This is a genomic window from Streptomyces triculaminicus, assembly GCF_017349075.1.
Lineage (GTDB): Bacteria > Actinomycetota > Actinomycetes > Streptomycetales > Streptomycetaceae > Streptomyces > Streptomyces triculaminicus.
In genome coordinates this window covers 776,402-798,010 of the sequence record NZ_JAFMOF010000002.1, presented here as the reverse complement: position 1 = coordinate 798,010, position 21,609 = coordinate 776,402, and the positions used below count along the sequence as shown (strand labels likewise).

The window sequence follows — 21,609 nt, the reverse complement described above, 5'->3', positions numbered from 1 at the left end:
ACGGAGCAGGCAATCAAGTGCCCGGTTTGCCGTTTAAATACTATATGAACTAGGCTACTCCACGTGAGTCCACGTGCAAGCCGTGACTCCGCGGCCGAAATCGCCACCGTTGTGACCTCGCAGAAAGTGCGACCGGGCCACGTCGACGAGTATCAGCGCTGGCAGAACCGGACGAACGACGCGGCCCGCGAATTCGAAGGGTTCGAGGGCTCCGAGGTGTATCCGCCCGGCGCCGGCTCCGAGAACGAATGGGTGACGGTCTTCCGGTTTTCCGGGATCGGCTACCTGACCGCCTGGCTGGAATCGGACCGCCGGCGGGAACTGCTCGCCGAAGGCCGGGGATTCATCGAAGAGGCTCCGACGCAAGAGGTGCTCCGTGGCGGCTCCTTGGCCGAACAGGCCCCCGAAACCGTCACCGCCGTCATCTCCCACGACGTGAAGCCCGGACGCGAAGAGGGCTTTCTGCGCTGGCAGGAGAAGACCCTCAGAGTGCAGGAGAAGGCTCCCGGATTCATGGGGTCCGAGTTGTTCAGACCGGTCGAGGGGGTGGAGGACCGCTGGGTCGTCGTCTTCCGGTTCGACTCCCGCGAGCACCTCGAGGACTGGCTCGGGTCCGATGCCCGCAGCAAGCTGCTCGAGGAGGGGCGCACCTACTTCGCCTCCTACGACGTACGCAAAGTCGGCTCCGCGTTCAGCGGCTGGTTCCGCTTCGGCAAGGGCGCAGAGGACGCCGCTCCGCCGAACTGGAAGCAGGCCATGTCCGTGGTCCTGGCGCTCTATCCCACCGTCATGGTGCTGAATCTGACCGTGGGTTACGAGCTGGACGAGTTCGGCGTCCCGGGTTACGTGGGCCTGTTCATCGGCAACGTGCTGAGCGTCAGCACACTGACCTGGCTGCTGATGCCTCTGGTGAACAAGGCTCTCGCGTTCTGGCTCGTGCCCGGCCGTGCGCGCGGCTTCCGCGTCCACGCGGCCGGCGCCCTGGTCGTGGCGCTCTGCTATCTCCTGTTCATCGTGGTCTTCGGCCTGATCACCCGCTGACCCCGGTCCCGCCACCCGCCGCAACCGGCCCGTCGAGGAGGAGGTCACGATGCCCGGGCGTTCTCCCGCAGCACGCTTCGAAGGAGCCCTTCTCCGGCGGGGAGACCCCGCGTACGACACCGCCAGGGCCGCCGCGGTCTGGAACGGACGCAAGCCGGAGCGCTTCCCCGAGGCCATTGTGCGGGCGGCCTCCGAGCGGGACGTTCCGGAGGCCCTCTCCTATGCACGCTCCGAGGGGTTCCGCGTCTCGACGCGTTCCGGCGGGCACAATTGGTCCGGCTCCCAGCTCCGCGACGGGAGCCTGCTCATCGACCTCTCCGGGCTCCGGCAGTGCAGCATCGCCCCGGGGGCGATGACGGCCGCTGTGGGGCCCGCCGCCACCGGAGGGGACCTGGTCGAGGCACTGGCCCCGTACGACCTCGCCTTTCCCGTGGGCCACTGCCCTTCCGTCGCGGTCGGCGGATTCCTGCTCAGCGGCGGACTCGGGTGGAACTCCCGTGCGTGGGGACCGTCATGCGCCGACGTCCTGGAGATCCGGGCCGTCACCGCCGACGGTCGGACGGTCACGTGCAGCGAGACCGAGAACGCCGACCTCTTCTGGGCCGCCCGCGGCGCGGGGCCCGGATTCTTCGCCGTCGTCACCCGTTTCCGGCTCCGCCTGCACCCCCACCCGGGGGCCGTCGTGACCACGAGCCTCACCTTCCCGCCGGCCGCGACCGGCCCCGTGGCAGCCTGGGCGGAAGGAGTCGCGCGCGAACTCCCGGCGAACGTCGAGACGGCCCTGGTCCTCACGGCTTCCGGCGAACCGACCGCCACCGCCCCGCCCGGTCCGCGGGTCCTGGTCGGCATGACCGCGTTCGCCACGACACACGAGGAAGCACTCGCCGCTCTCTCGCCGGCAAAGTCCTGCCCCCTCGCCGACAGCGCCGTCCTCCTACAGGCGCCCGAACCGACGTCGTTCGCCCGCCTGCACCAGGGCGCCGACGCGGTATGGCCCTCGGCGCACCGGTACGCGGCGGACACGCTGTGGTCGGGGGAGAACTATGAGACACAGCTGAACCGTATGGCCGCCGCGATATCCCGCGCCCCTTCCGGCAGGTCTCTCGTCCTCGCGCCGGTGCAGCCCGTCTCCGAAGACCCGGCTCTGCTGCGGAACATGGCCTTCTCCCCGCTCGGCGCGTCCTACCTCGTGTGCTACGCGGTCTGGGACGAGCCCGCCGCGGACGGGACCAACGCGCAGTGGCTGCAGGCTGCCATGACCTCGGCCGATCCGTCGGGCCACGGCGGACACTACATCGCCGAAACGGACCTGGAAGCGGACGTCTCCCGGGCCCGCCGCTCGTACGCACCCGCCGACTGGGACCGCCTGCAGGAGCTCAAGGCCGCATGGGATCCGGAGAACGTCTTCCACTCCTACCTGGCACCGTGACCTTCAGAGAACGTGCAGGGCCGACGATCGAAGCTACAACTATGGACGCGGCAAGGACGTTTCCCCGAACTGCCGGTGATGCCCGGCCCGAACGATCGCAGCTCAGGGCACCGGTCTCAGTACCCTGGGGCCATCATGCCGAGTAGCCCCCGCCGAGCTGATATACGGTCAGCGAAGTCAGCATGAGGTCATTCATCAGTACCGCCAGGGACCACCGTCGACCGCCCGCCGGAGCCCGCCGGAGCCCGCCAGGATCACCTACTCCCTTCACTGCAACTGGCCTGCGGAAACGCGGGTCAGCGACCTGACCGCCTGATACTGAAGGAGCCCACCGTGAAAATGCTCATCAACGTCCCCGAGACCGTCGTGCCCGACGCGCTGCGTGGCATGGCCGCCGCGCATCCCGAGCTGACCGTGGATGTGGAGCGGCGCGTCATCGTGCGGCGGGACGCGCCCGTCGCGGGGAAGGTGGGGCTGGTGTCGGGCGGCGGCTCCGGGCATGAGCCGTTGCACGGGGGGTTCGTGGGGCCGGGGATGCTCGATGCGGCGTGCCCCGGGGAGATCTTCACCTCGCCGGTGCCCGATCAGATGGTGCGGGCGGCGGCCGCCGTGGACAGCGGTGCGGGTGTGCTGTTCATCGTGAAGAACTACACCGGTGACGTGCTCAACTTCAACATGGCCGCCGAACTCGCCGAGGACGAGGGCATCCAGGTCGCCAGCGTGCTCGTCAACGACGACGTCGCGGTCACGGACAGCCTCTACACGGCGGGGCGGCGCGGGACCGGGGCGACGCTGTTCGTGGAGAAGATCGCGGGGGCGGCGGCCGAGCAGGGCGCGCCGCTCGAGCGGGTCGAGGCGATCGCGCGGCGGGTGAACGAGGCCTCGCGCAGCTTCGGGGTCGCCCTCGCCGCCTGTACGACCCCGGCCAAGGGCAGCCCCACCTTCGATCTCCCCGCGGGCGAGCTGGAACTGGGCGTGGGCATCCACGGCGAGCCGGGCCGGGAGCGGCGCGCGATGATGACGTCGGGCGAGATCGCCGACTTCGCGGTGCAGGCCGTGCTGGAGGACCTGCGGCCGGGCGGGCCGGTCCTGGTGCTGGTCAACGGCGCGGGCGGGACGCCGCTGCTGGAGCTCTACGGGTTCAACGCGGAGGTGCACCGGGCGCTGCGCGAGCGCGGCGTGCCGGTCGCCCGGACGCTCGTGGGCAACTACGTCACGTCGCTGGACATGGCCGGTGCCACGGTGACGCTGTGCCTGGTGGACGACGAGATGCTGCGGCTGTACGACGCGCCGGTGCAGACCCCGGGGCTGCGCTGGGGCCGCTGACGCGTGGTGGCCGGCGGGGCGGTTCTCACGCCCCGCCGCCGGGCTCCGCTCCGTACCAGACGGTGGTGGCGTTGCAGAACTCGCGGATGCCGTGGCCGGACAGCTCGCGTCCGTAGCCGGAGCGCTTCACTCCGCCGAAGGGCAGGGCGGGGTGGGAGGCGGTCATGCCGTTGAAGAAGACGCCGCCCGCCTCCATGTCGCGTACGAAGCGGTGCTGTTCGTCCTCGTCGCGGGTCCAGACGTTGGAACTGAGGCCGAAGGGCGTGTCGTTGGCGATGCCGACGGCGTCGTCGATGCTGTCGGCCCGGTAGAGGGTGGCGACGGGGCCGAAGGCCTCCTCGCGGTGGATGCGCATGCCGGGGGTGATGTCGGCGAGCACGGTGGGTTCGTAGAACCAGCCCCTCGGTTGCTCCTCCGGGCGCCGGCCGCCGCACAGGACCGTCGCGCCCTGGCGCACGGCGTCGTCGACGAGCTCCTCCAGGTCGGCGCGGCCGCGTTCGGTGGCCAGCGGGCCGACGTCCGTGGTCTCGTCCAGGGGGTCGCCGACGGTCAGTCCCGCCATGAGGGCGGTGAAGCGCTCGGCGAAGGTGTCGTAGACGTCGGCGTGGACGATGAAGCGCTTGGCCGCGATGCAGGACTGGCCGTTGTTCTGCACGCGGGCGGTGACGGCCGTGCGGATGGCGCGGGCGATGTCGGCGGACGGCATCACGATGTACGGGTCGCTGCCGCCGAGCTCCAGGACGGTCTTCTTCACCTCGTCGCCGGCGACCGCGGCGACGGCCCGGCCGGCGGGTTCGCTGCCGGTGAGCGTCGCGGCGGCGACCCGGCCGTCGCGCAGGACGGCCTCGACCGCGCCGGAGCCCACGAGCAGGGTCTGGAAGCACCCCTGCGGGTAGTCGGCGCGACGGAAGAGGTCCTCGAGGTAGAGCGCCGTCTGCGGGACGTTCGAAGCGTGCTTGAGCAGCCCGACGTTGCCCGCCATCAGCGCGGGGGCGGCGAAGCGCATGACCTGCCAGAGCGGGAAGTTCCACGGCATGACGGCCAGGATCACGCCCAGGGGACGGTAGTGGACCCGGGCGCGTACGGCCCCGGCGTCGCGCACATCGGTCTCGGGGGGCAGCTCGTCGGCCAGCAGTTCCTCGGCGTGCGCGGCGTACCAGCGCATGGCCTTGGCGCATTTGGCCGCCTCCGCCCGGGCGGCGGCCAGCGGCTTGCCCATCTCGGTGGTCATGGTGCGGGCGATGTCTTCGCGGTCGTCGTCGAGGAGGCCGGCGGCACGCTCGAGGAGCCGTGCCCGCTCGGCGAAGCCGGTGGTGCGGTACTGGCGGAAGGCCGCGTCGGCGGCGGCCAGGCGCCGCTCGGTCTCCTCCGGTCCCAGTGCGTCGAACCTCTTGATCGTCTCGCCGTTCGCGGGATTCACCGTTGCGATGGGCATGCCTCGACTCTGCGGCGCCCCGCCGCGCCGCGCAAGACGTGTACCCGCCGGGGCGCCCCCGGTCACCCGAACGCGCGCGCCGGGCGCCTCCGGGACAGGTGAGGGAGGCGGTCCGAGGACCGCCTCCCTCACCACGGACGGCCGCCTCCGTCACAGCGGCGGCTGGTCCGCCGCGTCGTCGGAGGCCCGGGCCGGGCCGGGCAGCCGGGCCGCGTCCTGTTGCCGGACGCCGTCGCCGGCGGAGCCCGTCGGGTCCAGGGACGCCGTGGGGCCCTGGGGGGACTGGCCGGACGTGGGGCCGGTGGGGGCCATGGGAACCACCGGGCCCGCCGCCCGCTTGACGATCGCCGCGCCCGACCCGCCGGCCGTCGGCTGGGCCACCACCGGGCCCTCGGCCACCGGCGCTCCGGACGGAGCGGGCAGCACGGGGAGCATCCCGGCCCGGAAGAGCAGGGCCACCGAGCCCGCCGAGGACAGGCCGAAGGCCAGGCAGCACACCCAGGGCAGCCAGTACATGCCGAACTGTCCGCCGAGGTCCATGGCCCGCCCGACCACCGCGTTGCCGGCCGTGGCCGCGATCCCGGAGAAGACGTAGAAGAGCCCGAAGTAGGTGCCGGTCAGGCTCTCGCGTCCGAAGCCGGGGATCATCTCCATCGCCGTCGGGTGGGCGACCATGATGCCGAAGAAGAGCATGACCGAGCTGGCCACCATGACGGCCATCCGCGCCACCGCCTCACGGGTGCTCCCCGGCGGCTCGGTGCCGCAGACGAGCAGCGGGGGCAGAAAGCTGACCCCCATGACGACGAGCCCGGAGCTCACCCACCGGGTGCCGCCTCCGTTGCGTCCCAGCGCTCTGGTGATCCGCAGCTGGAACAGCATGTTGGCGATCGCTCCGGCGGCCAGCAGCACGCCCGCCGCGCCCTTCCAGCCGGAGGCCCGCAACGCTCCCTCGGGCAGCAGGAGGTAGAGCTGGTTCTCCATGGTGAACATGCCGGTGGTGGCGAGGCAGAACAGCAGGAACCGGCGATTGCAGAAGGCCTCCCGCCAGTCCCCCAGCACCGAGGCCGAGGGGCCCGCGGGCGCGGCTCCGCTGGTCGGCAGGACCATCGCCTGGGCGACCGTCAGGACGCCGAACACTCCCGCCACCACCACCGCGCACAGGCGGAAGTCCGCCAGGAACAGCACGCTGCCCAGGAGCAGGCCGAGGAGCGAGCCGATGGTGGCGTAGACGTTGAGGAGCGCGAACGCCTCGGCCTTGCGGTCGCCCGACTCCAGTGCGACGTAGGTGCGTACGGCGGGATAGAACAGCGCCGCCGCGAGCCCCGTGAGGACGGAGGCGGCGAGCAGCAGCCACAGCGAGTTGCCGAAGGCGAAGAGGCCGAAGCCCACGGTCCGCAGCGCGCACCCGGTGATGATCACCGTTCGTGGGCCCAGTCTGTCGGCGGCGGAACCACCGAGGATGAACAGGCCCTGTTGGCCGAGATTCCGCGCACCGAGCACGAATCCGACGAGCGCGGCCGACATGCCGAGGCCCTGTTCCAAATATGCCGCGAGAAACGGCAGCAGGAGGTAGAACCCGATGTCGATGCCAAACTGATTGAACAATAGCAATCGCAATGCGAGGGGGAACTCGCGGGTCGCCCGAATGTTTCTCATGCGCGTTCCTGATTCCAGCCCGGGCAGGCGAGAACACCCTGAACCAAGGGCGCGCCATACGGCCGGGGGGGTTGCCGGTGCGCCGAGCGGCAGGGACGACGGACGGAGCGACCTGATCTTTCTACCTGGTCAGAGGCCTGACCAAAGGTCAGAGCGCCCCGGCATCCGGCTCGTCGGCTCGCGTTTCCGTTCACAGGAACGGCGCACTCGCTGACTTTTGCGTGGGCGGTCGATCATATGCTTTTGCGGTGCATCCTCACTGACCCCCGACTGCTCTCGGAAGATGAGCAGAGGACACTTTAGCAAAGCAACGTCTTTCCCAACAGTGCGCGAGCGCGCCCGGTATCACCATCGGAGCCAAAGGATCGGCACCGAATTGCTTCCGGTTTTTTCTTCGAGTGCTGGAACGACCGCCCTACGAACTGGCCTACGGGCGATTCTGACGCGGAGAAGGGCGCACGAGCGGCGCGGTGCGCATGGATCTCCATTCAGAATTGACGATACGTCAGGCGCTTCGGAAATGAGGGGAAAGTAAATTGACGCGCACTCAATTTCCTTGCGCACGCCCGCCGGAGGGTCAGCGCTCTTCCGTGATGCCGTCGAACCACGTGGGTCCGCCCGCCGCCGCCTGCTTGATCCGCGTCAGCGCGAACCTCTGCATCGGCGGCAGGGCGTCCAGCTCGAACCAGCCCACCTCGAGCGACTCGTCGTCGTTGACCTGCGCCTCACCGCCCACCGCGCGGGCGAGGAAGCAGGTGTCCATGTACTGGCAGACGTCGCCGTTGGGGTACGTGAACGGCTCCAGCGCCTCGACCAGCAGGACGCGCTCCGGCACACAGTGGACGGCCGTCTCCTCGTACACCTCGCGCACCACCGCGGCGGCCGGCTGCTCGCCCGGGTCGGGGATGCCGCCGATGATCGACCACTGGCCCGTGTCCGAGCGGCGGCCCAGCAGCACCCGGCCGTCGTCGTCGAGGACGATGGCACTGACCCCGGGCAGCCAGAGCAGCTGGTGGCCCGCGGTGGTGCGGAGGGCGCGAAGGAAGTCGGGAATCGGCATGGGCCGAGCCTAACGGCCCGACCCGACTCCCCCGGCACCGCCCGGGGCGGAAAGCACGAGGCCAGGGCGCATGGAGGGAGCCGAGGACCGGGCTGTGCGAACGAGCCGGCGCCCTCAGGCCGAGGCCGGGCGGCCGCCGAGCGGGCGCAGGCGGTCACGGATCACTCGTACCGCCGCCTCCGCGTCGTCGACGGTGACCGTGATCGTCCGGCCGTCGCCGAGCCGGACCACGAACCCCTCGCCGCGCCGCACCACCACCCCCATGCCCTTCTCCGGGCGCCACCGGTAACCCCAGCCGCCCCACTGACGCGGGGTGACGCGCGGGTCGAAGTCGGCGCCGACCACGAGACTGAGCGGGATGCGGGTACAGGGGACGCCGATGTGGCCGCAGCGGATCTCCAGGGTGTCCTTGTCGACCCGTACGGCGACATGGACGAAGGCGAGGGTTCCGTAGAGGATCAGCAGCCCCGCCGCGACGCAGCCGACGACGGCCATCACCAGCGGGGCGAGGCTCGCGGTCCACGCGCTGTCGACGGCGAGCTCGATGCCGAGCGCCAGACAGGCGGCGCCGACGGCGGCCATCAGCCACTGGGCCCGGTTGGTCGCCCGGCCCGTCCAGACGGCGGGTGTCTCCGGCCCCTGCCGGTCGTCGTTCCCGGCACCGTGCGAACCCTCGTGCCCCTGCGGGTCCTGGGAGTGGTCCCTCATATTGGGCAGCCTACCCACGTTCCGCCACGGTGGCAGGGGTGCGCGCGGGCAACCCGGAAGGGTTGCGTCAGGGGCGCGAGGCGCCGACGGGCAGCAGCGAGCGGCCCTCGGGGTAGGTCAGCGAGGGCGCGTCCAGCTCCCCCTCCCGGCCGCTGAACAGCACGGTGAGGCTGCCGGACGGCTCGGCGTCGGGGACGGGCGGCACGCCCACGCGGCGCAGCGCCTGGGCCGCGACGGCGTCGGCGGAGCCGTACAGCTCGAGGGGCGGGGCCGCGGGGTCCTGCAGGGCGGCGCGGATGCGCTCGGCGACGAGCTCGTAGTGGGTGCAGCCCAGGACGACGGCGCGCACCCCGCGGGGGGTGGCGGCGGCAGCGGCCTTCACGGCGATCTCGACGGCGTCGGCGTCGGCGCGCTGCACGGCGTCGGCCAGGCCCGGGCAGGGCACCTCGGTCACCTCGACGCCGGAGGCGAAGTCGCGGATCAGCCCGCGCTGGTAGGGGCTGCCGGTGGTGGCCGGGGTGGCCCAGACGGCGATGGGGCCGCCGCCGGAGGCCGCGGGCTTGATCGCCGGGACGGTCCCGATGACGGGCAGGCCGGGCTCCAGCTCCGCGCGTATCGCCTCCAGGGCATGGACGGAGGCGGTGTTGCAGGCGACGATCAGCGCCTGGGGCTGATGCGCGGCCGCGGCGCGGGCGCAGGCCAGGGCACGTTCGATGATGCCCTCGGTGGTCCTGGGGCCCCAGGGCATGCCGTCGGGGTCCGAGGAGAGGACGAGATCGGCGTCGGGCCGCAGCCGGTGCACGGCGGCGGCCGCCGCCAGAAGGCCGTTGCCGGAGTCCATGAGCGCGATCTTCACCCCGACACTTTAATCGATACGGCCGCCGGCCCCGTCGTCCTGCGGCAGACTGCGGCCGGTGAGCGTGCTGACGTGGATCACCGCGGGCTCCCTGGCCGCGTGGGCGTGGCTGCTGGCGGGGCAGGGATTCTTCTGGCGTACGGACGTCCGGCTGCCGGACCGCGCTCCCCCGGCCCGGTGGCCGGACGTGGCGGTGGTGGTGCCCGCGCGGGACGAGGCGGAGGTGCTGCCGTCGAGCCTGCCGTCGCTGCTGGCCCAGGACTACCCGGGACGGGCGGAGATCTTCCTCGTCGACGACGGGAGCACGGACGGCACCGGCGAGCTGGCCCGGGCGCTGGGCCGGGAGCACGGCGGGCTGCCGCTGACCGTGGACTCGCCCGGTGAGCCGGGGCCGGGCTGGACCGGCAAGCTGTGGGCGGTGCGGCACGGCGTTTCCCTCGCCCGCGCCCGTACCGACGCCGAGTACCTGCTGCTGACGGACGCGGACATCGCGCACGATCCGGACAGCCTGCGGGAACTGGTGGCGGCCGCCCGGGCCTCGGGGCTGGACCTGGTGTCGCAGATGGCCCGGCTGAGGGTGGCGACCGGCTGGGAGCGGCTGATCGTGCCGGCCTTCGTCTACTTCTTCGCGCAGCTCTACCCCTTCCGGTGGGTCAACCGGGCGGGCGGGCGGACGGCGGCCGCGGCCGGCGGGTGTGTGCTGCTGCGCCGGGAGGCGGCCGAGCGGGCGGGGATCCCGGACGTCATCCGGCAGGCCGTGATCGACGACGTGGCGCTGGCCCGGGCGGTCAAGCGCTCCGGCGGCCGGATCTGGCTGGGGCTCGCCGAGCGGGTCGACAGCGTGCGGCCCTACCCGGGCCTGCGGCCGCTGTGGCGGATGGTCTCCCGCAGCGCGTACGCGCAGCTGCTGCACAGTCCGGCGCTGCTGGCCGGGACCGTCATGGGGCTGGCGGTGGTCTATCTGGTGCCGCCGCTGGCGGTGGCCGCCGGGGCGCTGGGCGGTGCCGTCGGGCCGCTCGCGCTGGGGGCCGCCGCCTGGGCGGTGATGGCGGGGACGTACCTGCCGATGCTGCGTTACTACCGGCAGCCGCCGTGGCTCGCGCCGCTGCTGCCGTTCACGGCCCTGCTCTACCTGCTGATGACCGTGGACTCGGCGGTGCAGCACTACCGGGGGCGGGGCGCGGCCTGGAAGGGGCGTACGTACGCCCGTCCCGAGCGGCCGGAGGCCGCGCCCTGAAGCGGCCTCGGGCCCGTGTCCCGGCCGGCCGCTCCCCCGTGCGGCGGGGCCGGGTCACTTGCGGCCGGGTGTCCAGTTCATGCCCCAGCCGTAGGCCCGGTCGAGGGTGCGCTGGGGGCTGACGCCGCGGTCGGGGACCAGGTAGCGGGCCTCGCGCTGGACGACGAGGTCCTTGCCGGTGTTGGTGATCAGGGCCAGGGCGCAGACGTTGGAGAGCACGGTGCACTCGTCCAGGGAGAAGTCGATGGGCGCGCCGTGCTGGGGGTGGAGGGTGACGGTGGCGTGCAGGCCGGCGAAGCTGCGGGCGCCTTCGTAGATGGTGACGAAGACCAGGATGCGGCGGAGCGCACCGATGTGGTCGAGGTTGATGGTGAGGTTCTCGCCGGTCTCCACGGCGCCGGTGCGGTCGTCGCCGTCGAGGTGGATGTAGGGCGGCTGGCGGAGCGCTCCGAAGGAGTTGCCCAGCGCCTGCACCACGCCCTTGCTGCCGTCGCTGAGCTCGAAGAGGGCTCCCAGGTCGAGGTCCAGGTCGCTGTGCACGGCCATGGCCTTGCCGAGCCTGCGGCCCCAGCCCTTGAACTGCTTGTTGACCTGCCAGTTGAGGTTGACGCGCATCGTGCCGGAGGTGCCGCCCTGCTTGGCCAGGGAGACGGCCGGGGCATCCTTGGTGAGCGTGACCTTGGTGAGCCGTACGGGCGCGGGCGGGGCGGCGGGCGCGGGAGTGCGCGCGGGGGCCGGGGCGGCCGCCGGAGCGGACGGGGCCACGGGAGCCGGTGCCGCCACGGGAGCCGGAGCGGCCCGCGGGGCGGGGCCCGGGGCGTCGACGGTGATGCCGAAGTCGGTGGCGAGGCCCGCGAGGCCGCTGCTGTAGCCCTGGCCCACGGCGCGGAACTTCCACTCGCCCTGGCGCCGGTAGAGCTCCCCCAGGACGAGGGCGGTCTCGACGGTGGCGTCCTGGCTGTCGAACCGGGCCAGCTCCGCTCCGCCCGCCGCGTCCAGGACGCGGATGTGGAGCCCGGGCACCCGGGCGAAGCTGCCGCCGTCGGCGGAGGCCGCGAGGACCACCCGCTCCACCTCGGGCTCGACCGCGCCGAGGTCGACGGTGAGGGTGTCGGCCACGGCGTCGCCGGCGGGGCGCCTGCCCTCGTGCCGCACGGCGCCGGAGGCGTGGCGGGGCTGGTTGTAGAAGACGAAGTCGGCGTCGGAGCGGACCCTGCCTCCCGTCAGCAGCAGCGCCGACGCGTCGACATCGGGCACGCCCGGGCCGGTGCCCCGGCCCAATTCGATCCGTACCACCTGCGCAGGAATCCTGACATTGGCGCCTTTGAGCATCCCCATGCTGCACCCCTCCCGAGGCCGGTCTTTACATGATCCCAACGTACCTTGGCGACCGATTTTCCCGGGTTCGATCGCTTTGGTGATCCGCAGCCCCTCCGAGCACCGCAATCAACCCCCATACCGCCCTCCCCAACCGGCACACCATGGGCTTAACTTATGGGCTATGACCTCCCCCCGCAGCACCTACGGCGGCGGCTACTACGCCTCCTCGTCTTTTCCGGACACCCCCATCTACGACAGCCTCGTCGCCGAGCGCGGTACGCCGCAGATCGCGCCGATCCAGGTGTCCTCCCCGTACGACTTCCGGGGCGGCAGCAACCTGCCCGCGCTGCCTGCCCTGCCCTCCGGCCCGTCCTCCCACCCGGGCCCGCAGGCCCCGCAGGGCGGCTACGCCCCGCAGGCGCCGCAGTACGGCGGCGGCAACCCCGCCCCGGCGCAGCCCGGGGGACTGCAGCAGGCGCCCGCGCCGTACATCCCGCAGCAGGCCGGGGCGCAGCGCGGCTACACCGGCCCGCAGCAGTACCAGCAGCAGCGCCCCGCGGCGTCCCCGAACCCGGGGGGCTTCGACGCCATGCGCCCGGTCGCGCCCCGCCCGGCCGGAGCGCAGTACGAGGAGCCGCACAACGGCCGCGCCTGGCCGGACCAGGGCGGTTACTGACCGTCGCCCGCCGGGAGCCCGCCGTCGCGGCGGGTCCGGCGACTCCGGCCGCCCAACTGTCATATCCGGCTGGCAAAATGACCGCATGTCCGAGCCTGAGCCTGTACTGACAGCGATCCGCTTCTATCCGGTCAAGTCGATGGCGGGGTGCGCGCCCGGCGAGGCGGCCGTGGAGCCGTGGGGGCTCGCCGGGGACCGGCGGTGGACGGTCGTCGGGCCGGACGGCCGGATCATCACCCAACGGCAGGAGCCGCGGCTGGCGTTGGCCTCGGCCGAGCTCCTGCCGGGCGGCGGGGTCCGGATGAGCGCCCCGGGGGCCGGCCCGATCGAGGTGGCCGTGCCCGGCCCGGCGGACCGGGTGGGCACGATCGTCGCGGAGGTCTTCAAGGACAAGGTGGAGGCGGTGCCCGCCGGCGCCGCCGCCGACGCGTGGCTGAGCGCCTTCCTGGGGGGCGAGGCCCGCCTCGCGTACATGGACGACCCCGCGCGGCGACGCCCGGTCGATCCCGATTACTCCCGTCCTGGCGACACGGTCACGTTCGCCGACGGCTTTCCCCTGCTGGTGACCACCACCGCCTCGCTCGAGGCGCTCAATTCCCTGATAGCCGCGGGCGACCACGCCGCCGAGGGCCCGCTGCCCATGGACCGCTTCCGGCCCAACCTGGTCGTCGGGAACACCGCGCCCCGGGCCGAGGACGGCTGGCGGCGGGTGCGCGTCGGGGAGGTGACCTTCCGGGCCGTCAAGCCCTGCGGCCGCTGCGTGGTCACCACCGTCGACCAGCGCACCGCCGAGCGGGGCAAGGAGCCGCTGCGCACCCTCGCGCGGCACCACCGCGTCGACGGCAGCCTGGTGTTCGGCAGGAACCTCATCCCGGAGCACACCGGAGTGGTGCGTGTCGGGGATTCCGTGGAAGTACTGGAATGAGTCCCCTCTTGTCCTGACCCGTCCCTTCTTGTCGCGGCTGTCGTCAACATGCCGCCATTGTCGGCCTCCGCGGGGGGTGATTTTGGTCTCCGCTCCCCCTTCCCCCGCATGCGCCGCGCCCCGTGAGGTATCTACGGACGGGTAAGGGGGTGAGCACTGTGCGTGCGAAGGCGTTCGTGTGGCGCTGGCGGCGCAACCCGCTGCGCCGTCGCAGCGATGTCCTGGAGGCGTGGGCAGGGGTGGCCGCCGTGGTGCTGGTCCTCATGGCGGGCCCGGTCGCCGGCTGGGTGACGGGCACGGCCGCCCATCAGGCGCTGCGCGCGACCGTCCGCGAACAGCACCTGCACCGGCATCTGGTGACCGCGACGGCCGTGCGGGCCGTACCGGCGACGGACGACGCCGGTCTGGAGGCACGCGCGGGGCGCGACGGGTACCACCACGTCGTGGCCCGCTGGCCGGGCCCGGACGGCCGGGAGCGCACGGGCACGGTGGCCGCCCGTCAGACCGCCGTTCCCGGCAAGAGGTTCCCGCTGTGGACCGACGACCTCGGCCGCGTCGCGGCGCGCCCCCTGGACGACGCGACGGCCGCCGTCCACGCCGTGCTCGCCGGCACCGGCGCTGCCGCCGCGACGGCCGCCCTGGTGGAGGGGCTGCGCCGGCTGGTCCTCTGGCGCCTCGCCCGGCGGCGGTTCGCCCAGTGGGACCGGGCCTGGGAGCGGGCCGGGCACACCTGGGGCCGCGCGGACGCGGGAAGTTGACAACGGACCGAGCGGCCGACCCCCGTGCCCCGCGCGCGCTACGGTGGTGCCGCCGGTACGCGTCCTTCCCGGATGCACACACACTCGAGGCGGGGGCACAGCAGCGCCATGGCACAGGGCTCGGTGGTCCAGGTGACGCACGCCGGCACGGCGCGCTGGCGGCGGCGCACGGGAGAGTACGACTCCCTCGCCTCGGCGCTCGAGGCGGCGGGCGACGGGGACGTGCTGTCCGTGGCGCCGGGCACCTACCGCGAGAACGTGATCGTCGCCCGGGCCGTCATCCTGCGGGGCAGCGAGGGCTCGCGCGGCGCGGTGCGCATCGCCCCCACCGAGGGTGTCGCCGTGACCGTACGGGCCTCCGCGACGCTCGGGGACCTGCTGATCGAGGGCCATGACGCGGCCGAGCCCGCCCTTCTGGTGGAGGGCGGGGCGCCGGAGCTGACGGACGTGCGGGTGGTGACGCGGTCCGCGGCCGGCATCGAGGTGCGCGGCGGGGCGCGGCCGACCGTACGGCGCTGCCTGGTCGACAACCCCTCGGGCGTCGGCATCAGCGTGCTGGACGGCTCCGGCGGCGTCTTCGAGGACTGCGAGGTGGTGGCCGCGGGGCAGTCCGGCGTCGCCGTGAGCGGCGGGGCCGAGCCGCGCCTGGAACGCTGCCGGGTCCACCACTCCCGGGGGGCCGGGCTGTCGCTGACGGGCGAGGGCAGCACCCTGGAGGCGGTGGGCTGCGAGGTCTACGAGATCAAGGGCACCGGCGTGCAGGTCGCGGCGCGCGCCGCGGGGCGCATGACGGACTGCCGGGTGCACCGCACCTCCGCCGACGGCGTGACGCTGGACACCGGTGCGGTGCTGGCCCTGGCCGACTGCGACATCCACGACGTCCCGGAGAACGCCGTGGACCTGCGCTCGCGTTCGGTGCTGACGATGACCCGCTCGACCGTGCGCCGCTTCGGCCGCAACGGCCTGTCGGTGTGGGATCCGGGCACGCGGGTCGAGGCGGAGCAGTGCGAGATCCACGACAGCACCGGCGACTATCCGGCGGTGTGGGTCAGCGACGGGGCAGGCGCCCGCCTCGCTTCCTGCCGGGTGCACGACGTGCCGGACGCGCTGTTCGTGCTGGACCGTGGCTCCGGCGCGGAGGTCACCGACAGCGACCTGACGCGGGTGCGGGGCACCGCCGTGTCGGTGAGCGGCGGCGCGACCGCCCATCTGACGGACTCCCGGATCCGGGAGGCGACCACGGGGGCCTGGTTCCGCGGCCACGGCAGCGGTGGCACGCTGGCCGGCTGCACCATCGACGCGACCTCCACCGGCGTCATCGTCGCCAAGGGCGCCGACCCCCGCGTCGAGCGCTGCACGGTGACCTCGCCGGCCGAGGCGGGCTTCTACGTCTCGGCGGAGGGCCGGGGCACGTTCGACGACTGCCGGGTGACGGGCAGCGGCGGCTACGGCTTCCACGTCATCGACGGCTGCCGCGCGACGCTGACCGCCTGTCACACCGAGCGGTGCGCGCGCGGGGGCTACGAATTCGCGGAGGACGGGCCCGTCCGCCGGCGGCGCTGGGAGCGCTGGACGCCCTGGTGGGCCTGGACAGCGTCAAACGCGAGGTCCGCGCCCTGACCGACATGATCGAGGTGGGGCGGCGCCGGCGACAGGCGGGCCTCAAGGCCGCGTCCGTCCGCCGTCACCTGGTCTTCACCGGCTCCCCCGGCACGGGCAAGACCACCGTCGCCCGTCTCTACGGCGAGATCCTGGCCGACCTCGGGGTGCTGGAGCGCGGGCACCTGGTGGAGGTGTCGCGGGTGGACCTGGTGGGCGAGCACATCGGTTCCACCGCCATCCGTACGCAGGAGGCCTTCGACCGGGCCCGCGGCGGCGTGCTCTTCATCGACGAGGCGTACGCCCTGGCACCGGAGGACTCCGGGCGGGACTTCGGGCGGGAGGCCATCGACACGCTGGTGAAGCTGATGGAGGACCACCGCGACGAGGTGGTGGTCATCGTCGCCGGGTACACCGCCGAGATGGACCGCTTCCTGACCGTCAACCCCGGGGTGGCGTCGCGCTTCTCGCGCACCATCACCTTCGGCGACTACGCCCCGCAGGAGCTGCTGCGCATCGTGCGGCAGCAGGCGGACGAGCACGAGTACCGGATCGGCGAGGGCGCGGCCGAGGCGCTGCTGCGGTACTTCACGGCCCTCCCCAAGGGCCCGGCGTTCGGCAACGGCCGTACCGCCCGGCAGACGTTCGAGGCGATGGTCGAGCGGCACGCGGGCCGGGTGGCGCAACTGGCCGCGCCCAGCACGGAGGACCTCACCCTGCTGTATCCCGAGGACCTGCCCGAGCTGCCCTGACGACGTGTCGGCCGGCGGGTGGAGGTGGCCATGGACGTGGCCGTGGCCGTTGAGGTGGCCGTCCGATCGCCGGGAAGCGAGCGGGTGTTGTCGTACACGCGTGGGAGGATGTGCGCGCACGACGGGCGGCGGTCGACCGGGAAGGACGGTTCGGGTGAGTGACCACCAGAATCTCCTGGCGGAGCAGCGTCGCGCCCTGATCCTCGACGAGGTCAGGCGGCGCGGCGGGGTGCGGGTCAACGAGCTGACGCGGCGGCTGAACGTCTCGGACATGACGGTCCGGCGCGACCTGGACGCGCTGGCCCGGCAGGGCGTCGTGGAGAAGGTGCACGGCGGTGCGGTGCCGGTGGCGGAGGCGACGACGCACGAGCCCGGTTTCGAGGCCAAGTCGGCGCTGGAGCTCAGCGCCAAGGAGGACATCGCCCGGGCCGCCGCCGAGATGGCCGTGCGGGGCAGCGCCATAGCGCTGGCGGGCGGGACGACGGCGTACGCGCTGGCCCAGCGGCTGGTGGATGTCCCCGATCTGACGATCGTCACCAACTCGGTACGGGTGGCGGAGGTGTTCCACACCGCCCAGCGGGCGGCTCCCGGCACGCCGGCCCGTCCGGGCGCCGCGACCGTGGTGCTGACGGGCGGTGTGCGCACGCCCTCGGACACGCTGGTCGGTCCGGTCGCGGACGCGGCGATCCGCTCGCTCCGCTTCGACGTGCTGTTCATCGGGGTGCACGGCATATCCGCCGAGGCCGGCCTGTCCACGCCCAACCTCGCCGAGGCCGAGACGAACCGGCACTTCGTGCGCTCCGCCCGGCGGGTGGTGGCCCTCGCGGACCACACCAAGTGGGGCACGGTCGGGCTGAGCTCGTTCGCCACGCTGGACGAGGTCGACGCGCTGGTGACGGACGCGGGCCTGCCCGCCACGGCCCGCGCGGAGATCGCCGAGCGACTGCCGGAGCTGGTGGTGGCCGGCGCGAACCCGGGGAGCCCGGGGCGGGGCGCGGACGGGTTCCGGCCGGTCGGCTGAGCGCGGGGGCCGGGGCCTCGGGGACTCGGGCGGACTACGGGCTCGGAGGGGCTCGGCCTCGGGTGGACCGGCGCGTCAGTCGGGCCAGCGGCCGGTCGCCAGGAAGCCGGTGATCGCCAGGGCGTAGGGCTGGATGTCCAGGCCCTGTTCGGCCAGCCAGGCGTCGGAGTAGTAGGTGTCGAGGTAGCGCTCGCCGGGGTCGCAGATGAGGGTGACGACGCTGCCCGTGCGCCCCTCGCCGACCATCTCCGCGACGATCTTCAGCGAACTCCACAGGCCGGTGCCGGTGGAGCCGCCCGCCTTGCGGCCGATGGCCTCCTCGAGCGCGCGGACGGCCGCGACGCTCGCGGCATCGGGGACCTTCATCATCCGGTCGATCGCCCAGGGCACGAAGCTCGGTTCCATGCGCGGGCGGCCGATGCCCTCGATGCGCGAGCTCCGGTCGCTGGTCGCGGTGGGGTCGTTCTCGCGCCAGCCGTCGAAGAAGCAGGAGTTCTCCGGGTCGGCGACGCAGACGCGGGTGTCGTACTGCATGTAGCGGGTGTAGCGGGCGATGGTCGCCGAGGTGCCGCCGGTGCCCGCGGTCGCGACGATCCACGCGGGCTCGGGGTGCCGCTCCCGGCGCAGCTGGCTGTACACGGACTCGGCGATGTTGTTGTTGCCGCGCCAGTCGGTGGCCCGTTCTGCGTAGGTGAACTGGTCGATGTAATGGCCTCCGGACCGCTCGGCCAGGGCGGCCGCCTCCGCGTACATCGTCCGGGGGTCGTCCACGAAGTGGCACCGACCGCCGTGGAACTCGATCAGGCGGCACTTCTCGCGGCTGGTCGTGCGCGGCATGACGGCGACGAAGGGCACGCCGATCAGCTGGGCGAAGTAGGCCTCGGAGACGGCGGTGGAGCCGCTGGAGGCCTCGATGACGCAGGCCTCGGGGCGGATCCAGCCGTTGCACAGGCCGTAGAGGAACAGGGAGCGGGCGAGGCGGTGCTTGAGGCTGCCGGTCGGGTGGGTGGACTCGTCCTTCAGGTAGAGGTCGATGCCCCATTCGGGGGGCAGCGGGAAGCGCAGCAGGTGGGTGTCGGCCGAACGGTTGGCGTCGGCCTGGACCTTGCGGATGGCCTCTTTGAGCCAGGCCCGGTAGGCCGGGTCGCTGTGGTCGACGTCGACGGTGGGCACGGCCGGACCGGCCGCTCCCGTGTGCCCTGTGCTGTTCACGCGCCGCTCCTAAGGGGTGTTCCGTACGGGCTCAGGCGGACCACTCGGGCGTTCCGATCATAAAGGGGCACTGGTGTCCGGGCCCGCGCACGGGCAGACTGCGCAACGGACAGCGACATCCGGCAGGAGAGGCGGTGCGCCGTGGCGGAACCGGAGTTCAGCGCGACAGGGGTACGGATCGAGCGTTCCCATCGCTCCCTGACGCGGGCCGGCCAGGTGCGGATCCGGGACGGCCGGCTGGAGCTGCTGACCAGCTACGGGCGGGAGATCGACAGCGCTCCGGTGGACTCGGTCCAGGCGGGCAAGCCGTGGTTCGCCGGCCCGGACCAGGCGCGGGCCACCGTCAACGGCCACCGCTACCGGCTCACCCTGGGCCGGCCCGAGGACCACCCGCCCGGGGGTGCGACCCGCGAGGACGAGGGCGAAGCGGTGGTCAACCGCTTTCTGGAGGTCGTTCGGTCGGCGCACGGAAGCACGGCGAAGCACTGAAGGGTGCAGGAGTTGCGAAGGTGGCCGCGAGAGTCGACCCTTGACTCGTACCAGCATCACTGAGGGTTTTCGGCGGTCACGCTCGGGATCAGTTACCGCCGATCGGTCCGGTGGCCCGCGCCGCGGGACCGCAACAGGCGCGTACCGCACGACTTTCGCAACGCCATCTGCATCAGGCTAGCCCTACTTCTTCAGGGAGTCGCAGCCGTGATCAGCCGAGTGAACAAGCACTGCACCGTGGAGCTCCAGGCTCTGCCCCAACGGATCGGCCAGGTCCGCAGAATCGTATCTGCGCAGCTGCGTTACTGGCATCTCGATCCCCTCATCGACCCCGCCGCGCTCGGTGTCACCGAATTGCTCACCAACGTCCACCAGCACGCCGAACCCGACAAGCGCTGCACCGTCGAGATCGAGCTCGTGTTGAACCGCCTCACCGTCTCGGTGAGCGACCACGATCCCCGGCTGCCGCGCGTCGCGGACGTGGACGCCGGCAGCACCCACGGCCGGGGGCTGGCGCTGGTGGCGGCGGTCAGTTCGAGCTGGGGCGTGCGCGAGCGCCACGACGGCGGGAAGGTCGTCTGGTTCACGCTGACCGTCCCCTCCCCCGGGCCCGCCGCGCCCCGCACGGCACGCGGCGACCGCAAGGCCTTCGCCTTCGATCGGCCCGCTCCCCTGTCGGCCCTGGAGGAGCCCGCGTTCGTGGGCAGCCCGGCCGGCCTGCGCCGGCCCGCACCGCGGCGGCGCCCCCTGTCCGTCGTCCCCGGCTGACCGGCGACCGGCTCCCGGCCGGCCGTCGGCGACGGGCACGCGTGCGCGTGCGCGCGTACCGCTCGCGAGGGGCCCGGGCGAGGGAGCCGCGAAGTCCCGCGCGGCGTCAGGCGAGCGCCGCCAGGGGATCGTCCAGGACCGGCTGCCAGGCCGCTTCGGCGGCGCCGATGAGGCTGTTGAAGTCCAGGGTGCAGGCGAGGATCGGCACGCTCCCGCTGCGGCCCCACAGGCTGCGGTCGGCGACGACCGCGCGCAGCCGTTCGGGGTCCGCCTCCAGGAGCTCGCGGTGGAGCCCTCCCAGCAGGATGCGGTCGGGGTTGAGGATGTTGACGAGCCCGGCGAGCCCGAGGCCCAGCCGGTCGACGATCAGCTCGGCGGCGGCCCGCACGGACGGGTCCGCGTACTCCGTGCGCAGCAGGTCGCGGGACTGCTGCAGCAGTGACACCTCGGGGCCGGGCGTGCGGCCGGCGGCGGTGAGGAAGGCCAGGGTGTCGGTCTCGACGTCGAGGCAGCCGCGGCTGCCGCAGTGACAGGGCAGTCCCGCGGGATTGACGGTCAGGTGACCGACCTCCAGCGCCAGGCCCGAACTGCCGCTGTGCACACGGCCGTCGAGGACGAGCGCCCCGCCCACGCCCCGGTGGCCCGTGGCCACGCACAGCAGGTGCCGGGCGCCCCGGCCCGCGCCGTGGCGGTGTTCGGCGAGGGCGGCGAGGTTGACGTCGTTGCCCGCGACGCCGGGCACGGGGACGCCCGCGGGGTCGTCGACCCCGGACTTGGCCAGCGCCTCGGTGAAGAGCTCGTGGACGGGGGCGCCGGCGGGCCAGGACAGGTGCAGCGGGTTGAGGGCCGTACCGTCCGGCTCCGCGACCGCCGAGGGCACGGCGAGCCCGGCGCCCAGGCAGCGCCGGCCGCTCGAGCGCAGCAGCCCGGCACCCGCCTCGACGACGGCGTCGATGATGCGCGAGGGGTCGGCGGGCACCGTCATGCAGCCCGGCGCGGTCGCCACCACCGTGCCGCCGAGGCCGACGAGGGCCGCGCGGTAGCCGTCGGCGTGGATCTGCGCGGCGAGGACGACGGGGCCGTCGGGGGCGACGGACAGCCGGTGCGAGGGCCGGCCCTGGGAGCCGGCGGGGGCCGTCGGGCGCGCGTCCACCCGGATCAGTCCGAGCGCCTCCAGCTCCGCGGCCACGGCCCCGGCGGTCGCGCGGGTCACGCCGAGTTCGGCCGTGAGGACGGCGCGCGTGGGGGCGCGGCCGGTGTGCACGAGCTCCAAGGCCGGGCCGAGCGCGCCGCGGCCACGCTCCAAACGTGTTGTCCGAGTCTGGGTCACACCCCTATTCT

18 protein-coding genes and 1 pseudogene are annotated in these 21,609 nt (G+C 73.0%); 11 read left to right on the top strand and 8 right to left on the bottom strand.

The genetic code is table 11. From position 1 onward, the window contains the following. The first annotated feature begins 63 nt into the window (after window positions 1–63). The 3 genes from J1792_RS13625 to dhaK all read left to right on the top strand — a co-directional run bounded on the left by J1792_RS13625 (window position 64) and on the right by dhaK (window position 3,796). Window positions 64–1,041, top strand: coding sequence for an antibiotic biosynthesis monooxygenase (locus J1792_RS13625; RefSeq protein ID WP_307842978.1), 978 nt, complete (start codon window positions 64–66; stop codon window positions 1,039–1,041). 49 nt (window positions 1,042–1,090) lie between these two features. Then, window positions 1,091–2,470: an FAD-binding oxidoreductase gene (locus tag J1792_RS13620; RefSeq protein WP_086571728.1), complete on the top strand. Its 1,380-nt coding sequence runs from the start codon at window positions 1,091–1,093 to the stop codon at window positions 2,468–2,470. Between the two features lie 333 nt (window positions 2,471–2,803). Beyond that, on the top strand, window positions 2,804–3,796 hold the full coding sequence (gene dhaK / locus J1792_RS13615; RefSeq protein ID WP_207247331.1) for a dihydroxyacetone kinase subunit DhaK: 993 nt from the start codon (window positions 2,804–2,806) through the stop codon (window positions 3,794–3,796). A gap of 25 nt (window positions 3,797–3,821) precedes the next feature. Here the strand turns inward: dhaK and J1792_RS13610 are convergent, their stop codons facing one another. The 5 genes from J1792_RS13610 to J1792_RS13590 all read right to left on the bottom strand — a co-directional run bounded on the left by J1792_RS13610 (window position 3,822) and on the right by J1792_RS13590 (window position 9,511). Further along, window positions 3,822–5,231 (bottom strand): NADP-dependent succinic semialdehyde dehydrogenase, encoded by a 1,410-nt coding sequence (locus tag J1792_RS13610; protein WP_086571731.1) that lies wholly within the window; start codon window positions 5,229–5,231, stop codon window positions 3,822–3,824. Window positions 5,232–5,381: 150 nt separating this feature from the next. Beyond that, window positions 5,382–6,836: an MFS transporter gene (locus J1792_RS13605; RefSeq protein WP_307842977.1), complete on the bottom strand. Its 1,455-nt coding sequence runs from the start codon at window positions 6,834–6,836 to the stop codon at window positions 5,382–5,384. 628 nt (window positions 6,837–7,464) lie between these two features. Beyond that, on the bottom strand, window positions 7,465–7,947 hold the full coding sequence (locus J1792_RS13600) for an NUDIX hydrolase (RefSeq protein WP_086571735.1): 483 nt from the start codon (window positions 7,945–7,947) through the stop codon (window positions 7,465–7,467). A gap of 114 nt (window positions 7,948–8,061) precedes the next feature. After that, a complete protein-coding gene (locus J1792_RS13595) occupies window positions 8,062–8,655 on the bottom strand; it encodes a hypothetical protein (RefSeq protein ID WP_086571736.1) in 594 nt (197 codons plus the stop codon). 67 nt (window positions 8,656–8,722) lie between these two features. Then, on the bottom strand, window positions 8,723–9,511 hold the full coding sequence (locus tag J1792_RS13590; RefSeq protein WP_086571738.1) for a glutamate racemase: 789 nt from the start codon (window positions 9,509–9,511) through the stop codon (window positions 8,723–8,725). A 67-nt stretch (window positions 9,512–9,578) separates the two neighbouring features. On the opposite strand from J1792_RS13590, the gene J1792_RS13585 reads away from it, so the two are divergent. Beyond that, window positions 9,579–10,748, top strand: coding sequence for a glycosyltransferase (locus tag J1792_RS13585; RefSeq protein ID WP_179198964.1), 1,170 nt, complete (start codon window positions 9,579–9,581; stop codon window positions 10,746–10,748). A gap of 54 nt (window positions 10,749–10,802) precedes the next feature. Here the strand turns inward: J1792_RS13585 and J1792_RS13580 are convergent, their stop codons facing one another. After that, window positions 10,803–12,086, bottom strand: a complete 1,284-nt coding sequence (locus J1792_RS13580; RefSeq protein WP_207247330.1) for a TerD family protein — start codon at window positions 12,084–12,086, stop codon at window positions 10,803–10,805. Window positions 12,087–12,249: 163 nt separating this feature from the next. Between J1792_RS13580 and J1792_RS13575 the strand changes: the two genes are divergently transcribed. The 5 genes and pseudogenes from J1792_RS13575 (at window position 12,250) to J1792_RS13555 (ending at window position 17,799) form a co-directional block, all read left to right on the top strand. Next, the gene (locus J1792_RS13575) at window positions 12,250–12,744 is read left to right on the top strand and encodes a DUF6643 family protein (RefSeq protein ID WP_207247329.1); all 495 of its coding nucleotides are present in this window, start codon (window positions 12,250–12,252) and stop codon (window positions 12,742–12,744) included. Window positions 12,745–12,829: 85 nt separating this feature from the next. Then, window positions 12,830–13,669 carry an MOSC domain-containing protein gene (locus tag J1792_RS13570; protein ID WP_207247328.1) on the top strand — a complete coding sequence of 280 codons (840 nt, stop codon included), beginning with the start codon at window positions 12,830–12,832 and terminating at the stop codon, window positions 13,667–13,669. A 149-nt stretch (window positions 13,670–13,818) separates the two neighbouring features. Then, entirely contained in the window at window positions 13,819–14,427 is a 609-nt protein-coding gene (locus J1792_RS13565) for an Rv1733c family protein (protein ID WP_307842974.1), read from the top strand. A gap of 108 nt (window positions 14,428–14,535) precedes the next feature. Continuing rightward, window positions 14,536–16,778: pseudogene (locus J1792_RS13560) on the top strand (right-handed parallel beta-helix repeat-containing protein). 154 nt (window positions 16,779–16,932) lie between these two features. Beyond that, window positions 16,933–17,799: a DeoR/GlpR family DNA-binding transcription regulator gene (locus tag J1792_RS13555; RefSeq protein ID WP_086570299.1), complete on the top strand. Its 867-nt coding sequence runs from the start codon at window positions 16,933–16,935 to the stop codon at window positions 17,797–17,799. A gap of 75 nt (window positions 17,800–17,874) precedes the next feature. Here J1792_RS13555 and cds1 read toward each other — a convergent pair whose 3' ends face one another. Next, a complete protein-coding gene (cds1, locus tag J1792_RS13550) occupies window positions 17,875–19,011 on the bottom strand; it encodes an L-cysteine desulfhydrase Cds1 (protein WP_086570298.1) in 1,137 nt (378 codons plus the stop codon). A gap of 141 nt (window positions 19,012–19,152) precedes the next feature. Here cds1 and J1792_RS13545 point away from each other — a divergent pair, with 141 nt between their 5' ends. Together J1792_RS13545 and J1792_RS13540 are read left to right on the top strand one after the other, a co-directional pair. Next, window positions 19,153–19,500, top strand: coding sequence for a hypothetical protein (locus J1792_RS13545; RefSeq protein WP_086570296.1), 348 nt, complete (start codon window positions 19,153–19,155; stop codon window positions 19,498–19,500). A 207-nt stretch (window positions 19,501–19,707) separates the two neighbouring features. Further along, on the top strand, window positions 19,708–20,268 hold the full coding sequence (locus tag J1792_RS13540; protein ID WP_086570293.1) for an ATP-binding protein: 561 nt from the start codon (window positions 19,708–19,710) through the stop codon (window positions 20,266–20,268). A gap of 106 nt (window positions 20,269–20,374) precedes the next feature. On the opposite strand, the gene J1792_RS13535 is transcribed toward J1792_RS13540, so the two are convergent. Further along, window positions 20,375–21,598 carry an ROK family protein gene (locus J1792_RS13535; RefSeq protein ID WP_086570292.1) on the bottom strand — a complete coding sequence of 408 codons (1,224 nt, stop codon included), beginning with the start codon at window positions 21,596–21,598 and terminating at the stop codon, window positions 20,375–20,377. Between the last annotated feature and the right edge of the window lie 11 nt (window positions 21,599–21,609).